Annotated in this window: 9 protein-coding genes; 5 read left to right on the top strand and 4 right to left on the bottom strand. The window is 35.6% G+C overall.

Annotated elements, in window-relative coordinates:
• Positions 1 to 163: 163 nt before the first annotated feature.
• Both BN338_RS06355 and BN338_RS06350 read right to left on the bottom strand, forming a co-directional pair.
• Positions 164 to 478: a helix-turn-helix domain-containing protein gene (locus BN338_RS06355; protein WP_039760171.1), complete on the bottom strand. Its 315-nt coding sequence runs from the start codon at positions 476 to 478 to the stop codon at positions 164 to 166.
• Positions 478 to 819, bottom strand: coding sequence for a type II toxin-antitoxin system RelE/ParE family toxin (locus BN338_RS06350; RefSeq protein ID WP_039760170.1), 342 nt, complete (start codon positions 817 to 819; stop codon positions 478 to 480). The genes BN338_RS06355 and BN338_RS06350 overlap by 1 nt, the downstream gene beginning before the upstream one ends.
• A gap of 145 nt (positions 820 to 964) precedes the next feature.
• On the opposite strand from BN338_RS06350, the gene BN338_RS06345 reads away from it, so the two are divergent.
• Positions 965 to 2,011, top strand: a complete 1,047-nt coding sequence (locus BN338_RS06345; protein WP_039760169.1) for a Fic family protein — start codon at positions 965 to 967, stop codon at positions 2,009 to 2,011.
• A 147-nt stretch (positions 2,012 to 2,158) separates the two neighbouring features.
• Here the strand turns inward: BN338_RS06345 and BN338_RS06340 are convergent, their stop codons facing one another.
• Together BN338_RS06340 and BN338_RS06335 are read right to left on the bottom strand one after the other, a co-directional pair.
• Positions 2,159 to 2,557 carry a type II toxin-antitoxin system VapC family toxin gene (locus tag BN338_RS06340; RefSeq protein WP_039760167.1) on the bottom strand — a complete coding sequence of 133 codons (399 nt, stop codon included), beginning with the start codon at positions 2,555 to 2,557 and terminating at the stop codon, positions 2,159 to 2,161.
• Positions 2,554 to 2,805, bottom strand: coding sequence for an AbrB/MazE/SpoVT family DNA-binding domain-containing protein (locus BN338_RS06335; RefSeq protein WP_039760166.1), 252 nt, complete (start codon positions 2,803 to 2,805; stop codon positions 2,554 to 2,556). The genes BN338_RS06340 and BN338_RS06335 overlap by 4 nt, the downstream gene beginning before the upstream one ends.
• A gap of 352 nt (positions 2,806 to 3,157) precedes the next feature.
• On the opposite strand from BN338_RS06335, the gene BN338_RS06330 reads away from it, so the two are divergent.
• The 4 genes from BN338_RS06330 to BN338_RS06320 form a co-directional block, all read left to right on the top strand.
• Positions 3,158 to 3,838 carry a ParA family protein gene (locus BN338_RS06330; protein ID WP_039760164.1) on the top strand — a complete coding sequence of 227 codons (681 nt, stop codon included), beginning with the start codon at positions 3,158 to 3,160 and terminating at the stop codon, positions 3,836 to 3,838.
• Positions 3,838 to 4,206, top strand: coding sequence for a hypothetical protein (locus BN338_RS06325; protein ID WP_051018504.1), 369 nt, complete (start codon positions 3,838 to 3,840; stop codon positions 4,204 to 4,206). Before BN338_RS06330 ends, BN338_RS06325 begins: the two co-directional genes overlap by 1 nt.
• Complete coding sequence (locus tag BN338_RS13940) at positions 4,206 to 4,313, top strand: helix-turn-helix domain-containing protein (RefSeq protein WP_482762594.1); 108 nt, start codon at positions 4,206 to 4,208, stop codon at positions 4,311 to 4,313. Before BN338_RS06325 ends, BN338_RS13940 begins: the two co-directional genes overlap by 1 nt.
• A 159-nt stretch (positions 4,314 to 4,472) precedes the next feature.
• Positions 4,473 to 5,484 (top strand): Fic family protein (locus tag BN338_RS06320; protein ID WP_039760162.1); only part of this gene is annotated, 1,012 nt, incomplete at its 3' end.

The raw sequence follows: 5,484 nt of genomic DNA, 5'->3' as shown, positions 1-5,484 counted from the left end.
ATAATCGGGTATATATTCCGGTATGCAAACAAATATATTTCCAATCACACAAGAAATATTGGCTCTTATTACTGAAATTGAAAAGCCGTCAGAAAACTTCGTGTAACAGAAATCTATTATGACTCCTGAAAACATCGAGATGTAGAAAAACGATACTCTCCTCTTATGACAATAGAGATTTTTTAAGAGCACGATTAATTGCTTCAGGTTCATTTTCAATGATTAAGAGTAACAAACGAGAAGAAGTATCTATAGAATATCGTCCTTGTTCCCAATCCCGAATGCGTCCTACAGAAAAACCAAAACGTGCTGCAAATTGGGTTTGTGTTAGTCCAATATTTTTTCTGATTTTTTTGACATCAACATTCGCAGGAATATGGATACCAAATTTAGTGACATCCGCTTCACCTTTAGCATAGGCAAGAGCTTCACGAGCACCTTGTAATATACGAGATCCTGCTTTATTTGTCTTATCCATTATTTTCTCTTTCTATACTCATCGAGAAGTGCATTTAAAATTTTCTTCAACTCATTCTTCTCTGATTTTGTTAAATTCCCTTGAGATGATTTACTATAAATATCTAAGAGAAATACCGAAATATTTTGACCACCGAAAAAGGTAATAACCCTATATCCTCCACTTTTACCCCTATGCTTTGTTGGAAATCTAACTTTCCTTGCTCCACCGGTTCCTTGCATAAGATCACCAGCATCTGGATTAGCAGCAATAAAAGAAACAATATTAAATAATTCTTCAGGTGATATACCTTCTTCTTTCGCAGAAGTTAAATAAGCTGGTGTTTCAATCACTGTTTGCATACATTATTCAATATACGGAGTACCCGTAGATTATCAATGAAAAAAATACGTGATACCCGTAATTATAATGATGTAGATTATATGATGTGAAAAATCTTATAAGGATTTGTATTGTAATCAGGTATAATCAGGTATATATTCCGGTATGCAAACAAATACATTTCAAATCACACAAGAAGTATTGGCTCTTATTACTGAAATTGATGAGTTCAAAGGTGCTTGGCGTAGCTTTGGAACTCTTGCACCAGAGCGATTAAATGCTCTTCGTCATATTGCTACTGTTGAAAGTATTGGGTCTTCTACACGCATTGAAGGTAGCAAATTAACAGATCGCGAGATTGAACAGCTTTTAGCAAATTTAGAAATTAAGAGTTTAAGAAGTCGTGATGAACAAGAAGTTATTGGTTATGCCAAGGTTATGGAAACAATTTTTCAATCTTGGAATGATATTCCCATTACAGAAAATCATATCAAACAACTTCATCGTGATCTTTTGTGGCATAGTAATAAAGATGAACGACATCGAGGTGAATATAAGAGCTCACGTAATGATGTAGCAGCTTTTAATTCTCAAGGGAAAATGGTTGGTATCGTTTTTGAAACGGCTACACCATTTGATACACCGTATCGAATGCAAGAACTTATTACTTGGTTCAATAAGACAAGTGAATTAAAAGAGCTTCATCCTTTACTTACGATTGCTATTTTTAATGTCACTTTTTTAGCGATTCATCCTTTTCAAGATGGAAATGGACGCTTAAGCCGCATCTTAACCACCTTGCTTTTGTTACAAAAAGGTTATGTTTATGTACCCTATTCATCCCTTGAAAGTATTATTGAGAATAATAAAGAAAACTACTATTTAGCTTTGAATCAGACTCAAAAAACAATTTATACCCCAACACCTAATTGGGAACCTTGGATACTCTTTTTTTTACGCGCTCTACAAAAACAAAAACGCCAATTAGAAATAAAAATAGAGAGTGAAAAAAATGCTCTTTTTTCTTTACCTGAATTGGCTCTTAATATTCTTGATTATGTACGTAATCACGGACGTGTTACAACCCGTGATATGGTGCGTGAAGTTGGTGCAAGCCCTAATACACTTAAAGTAACTTTTACATCATTAGTTGAAAAAGGTCTTTTGATGCGTCATGGAAAAGGGCGGTCAACTTGGTATAGCCTACCTTAATTTTAAGGCTCTTGGTTCTTACATTCAGGAAATAATTAAAAGATATTGACACTAATTTCTATTTTTTTTGAGTGAAAATATAGAACCTACAAAAACTAAACCTATTGTTACTATGTATAATACCATATTACAGTCTTAATTTACTCTTTATGAAAGGAGTTTTGCTGATTTTCCTTTTTGCTTTAAAAGGTCAATCGCTAATTTATCAAACGAAACAAAGATTTCACCACCTAACCAATTACCCTCGTAGGATATTATTCCATCTGTGAAATCACCACCAGCCTCTAGAATAGCAATCCCTACTTCAACAGCTGGTCGATTCATCACTACATTACTGGTTGCTAGCAGATCACGTAACATTCCAGCTACATCTTCTTTTGATAGTTTTGCACCTCGGCGAAGTATCCAAACAAGTTCGCATAGACAAGGCAAAGAAATAGCTATGAGAGAAGCTTCTCTTAAAATTTTACTTGCTGCTTCACCTTGCTTTTTATCATCTTGTAAAATAGCACGAGCAAGAACATTTGTATCTACAGAAATCTTCATTTTTTTCCAGCCCAACCAGAAGACGTAATTTCGTTCATTTCTTCAATGGTTAGTGGTTTTTTTAGTTGTCCAGCAAATCGTCCAATAAAGCTCTCAATTGTGCTTGTAGGTTGTGCTGCTTTTATACGAAGTTCGCCATTTGGTAACTTATCAAAGCTTATCCTTTGACCTGGTTTAACACCAAGGTGTTGTAATAAATCTCTCTTTAACGTGATTTGTCCTTTTGCTGTAACAGTTAGTGAAGTCATAGAAAAAATCCTCTTACATATAATGATCCAATATATATAAAAGTAATGTAAAAATCAATTACTTTCAAAAAAAGAGATTGTCAAAGAGTTATATAACTGATGTTAGACATGAAGAATTGTAAAATGAATTCGTTTGCACATCTAAATATACTCTTGATTATATTTGATTGAAATTACATTACATAATAAAAACACACACCATACGTATAGCATATGTTATATGTATGTTTATCGTATGATATACGTATGGTATGTGTATGTATTGTAAATATACTATGTATGTTTAATATATGTTAAACATATGCTGTATATACATATAACATATGTAGAACATACGTAAGGATTTTGATATATGCCAACAATTGTATTTTCTTCTTCAAAAGGTGGTGTTGGAAAATCAACAGCAGCACTTGTTCTATCTCAAGTCTTAGCTCAACACGGATCAAAAGTTAAAATAATAGATACTGATCCTAATCAACCTATAGCCGATGAGTGGTGGAAAAATGCTAGCCCTAATTATCCATTAAATATTGATGTTCAAGGAGGGGTTAATGAAAACACTATTATAGATGTTATAGATGAAGCAGCACATACACATAGTTTTGTTATTGTTGACCTTGAAGGATCTGCAAATATGACAGCGTCATACGCTATTAGCCGTTCTGATATGGTTGTTATTCCTATGGCGGGAACAAAACTCGACAGTCGTGAAGCGGCAAAAGTTATTGCTTTTATAGAACGTGAAGGAAAAGCAAGAAGAAGTAATATTCCTTATCGTATTATGTTTTCAAAATGTTCTGCAATCCAAACTCGTGAAGAAAAAGATATTCGCAAAGAATTAATTGAAGCAAAATTACCAGTTTTGGCGCATGGAATGATGAATAAAGCTGCTTTTTCCTCTATTTTTGGCTTTGGATGCACTCTTTATCAGTTGAATAAAGAAGATGTATCAAATGTCGAATCCGCTATAATAAATGCTGAGAAAGTTGCTACTGATATTGTACAAGCATTAAAACTCGAAGGAGTCATGTAATGATAAAAGAGCGTAAATCAACATTCTCAATTTTAAATAATCTATCCACTGTAGAACCTACAACAAAAGCTCCTAAGCGTGATAAGCAGGAAATTGATAAAATAGCTCAACAAAGTGGTTTTACAACACGTCACGCACCTTTTGACAATACAAGAGCACCTATTTTAACTAAAAATGGTCATATTGACGGTAGATCTAAGCGTCGTAGTATGAGAACAAGCCGAATAACTCTTGCAATTCGACCAGATGTTGAACAAGAATTTCGTGCACTTGCTGAAAAATTGACACCTCCTGAACAAAATCTTTTAACTCTTGGAGACGTTTTACAAATTTTAATCCGTCATTATAAAGATACTATGAAAGATTAATGAACAGAAAGAATTCATTAGCAGCTACATTAGGGGTTGGTGTGCGATTTATTCGTGATTTAGAACACGGAAAAGAATCTTGTAGTGCTTATAAACAGAGCGATTAGTTTTTACGCTATAATTTTAAAAGTCTTAATTGACGACAAACAGTATCCATCAGTCAACTGCGGTGAATATAGGTCTTAATCACCGCATAATTTGCGGTGATACAGCTTGATTTACGGCGAATGATCCCTATAATCACTATAAATTATGTGGTGATTAAAATGTGGATTCATGAACATAAAAACTGGCCAAAATTTATGTGGAACACGAACGCCTTTGTCTTAAAGCTAGCTGATATACGACATCGACAAGGCCGCTTGCTTGGTCGTATGGAGGGACTTGGCTTTATATTTAAACGCGAGGCTTCCCTCACTACTCTTACCAATGATATTGTTAAATCATCAGCTATTGAAGGTGAGCACCTAAACCCAGAAGAAGTCCGTTCATCTGTTGCTCGTAGGCTTGGAATTGATATTGCTGGACTTATTCCTGCGAGCCGTGACGTTGAAGGCATCGTGGAGATGATGCTTGATGCCACACAGCAATTCTTTAAACCGCTCACAAAGGAACGATTGTTTGGCTGGCACGCCGCCTTATTTCCAACGGGACGAAGCGGTATGCATAAAATCACCGTTGGTGGCTGGCGTAAAGTAGATGCTGACCCTATGCAGGTCGTTTCTGGTCCTATTGGTAAAGAAAAGGTCCATTTTGTAGCTCCAAATGCCGAGCGGCTTGAAAAAGAAATGACACGGTTTCTCACGTGGCTAGAGCGGAAAGATGACACTGATCCTATTATCAGAGCAGGAATTGCTCACCTGTGGTTTGTGATAATCCACCCATTTGAAGATGGAAATGGACGAATTGCCCGCGCTATCGGTGATATGGCGCTTGCTCGTGCGGATGAAACACAAGAGCGTTTTTATAGTTTTTCCTCGCAAATTGAAACCGAACGGAAAAATTATTACAATCAGCTTGAAAAACAACAACGAGCCACTCCCGATATTACAGATTGGCTATCTTGGTTCTTAGATTGCCTTGGCCGTGCAATTGATAATGCTGAAATGACGCTTAGCAATGTTCTATTCAAAGCACAACTTTGGGAGAGAATTAATCAAAAGCCTGTCAATAATCGGCAACGGCTAATCATTAACCGCATGCTTGAGGATAATTTTGAAGGCTTTATAAATACCTCAAAATATGCCAAGCTGGCTAAGTGCTCAAATGACACGGCGC

Source organism: Bartonella queenslandensis AUST/NH15 (assembly GCF_000312585.1).
Classification (GTDB): domain Bacteria; phylum Pseudomonadota; class Alphaproteobacteria; order Rhizobiales; family Rhizobiaceae; genus Bartonella; species Bartonella queenslandensis_A.
Note: the sequence above shows the minus strand (reverse complement) of the source record. Positions and strands in the feature narration are given on the sequence as shown.

Coding starts and splice junctions, on each gene's coding strand:
- BN338_RS06325 (WP_051018504.1), top strand. CDS start 3,838: ATGATAAAAGAGCGTAAATCAACATTCTCAATTTTAAATAATCTATCC.
- BN338_RS06340 (WP_039760167.1), bottom strand. CDS start 2,557: ATGAAGATTTCTGTAGATACAAATGTTCTTGCTCGTGCTATTTTACAA.
- BN338_RS06355 (WP_039760171.1), bottom strand. CDS start 478: ATGGATAAGACAAATAAAGCAGGATCTCGTATATTACAAGGTGCTCGT.
- BN338_RS13940 (WP_482762594.1), top strand. CDS start 4,206: ATGAACAGAAAGAATTCATTAGCAGCTACATTAGGGGTTGGTGTGCGA.
- BN338_RS06345 (WP_039760169.1), top strand. CDS start 965: ATGCAAACAAATACATTTCAAATCACACAAGAAGTATTGGCTCTTATT.
- BN338_RS06350 (WP_039760170.1), bottom strand. CDS start 819: ATGCAAACAGTGATTGAAACACCAGCTTATTTAACTTCTGCGAAAGAA.
- BN338_RS06330 (WP_039760164.1), top strand. CDS start 3,158: ATGCCAACAATTGTATTTTCTTCTTCAAAAGGTGGTGTTGGAAAATCA.
- BN338_RS06335 (WP_039760166.1), bottom strand. CDS start 2,805: ATGACTTCACTAACTGTTACAGCAAAAGGACAAATCACGTTAAAGAGA.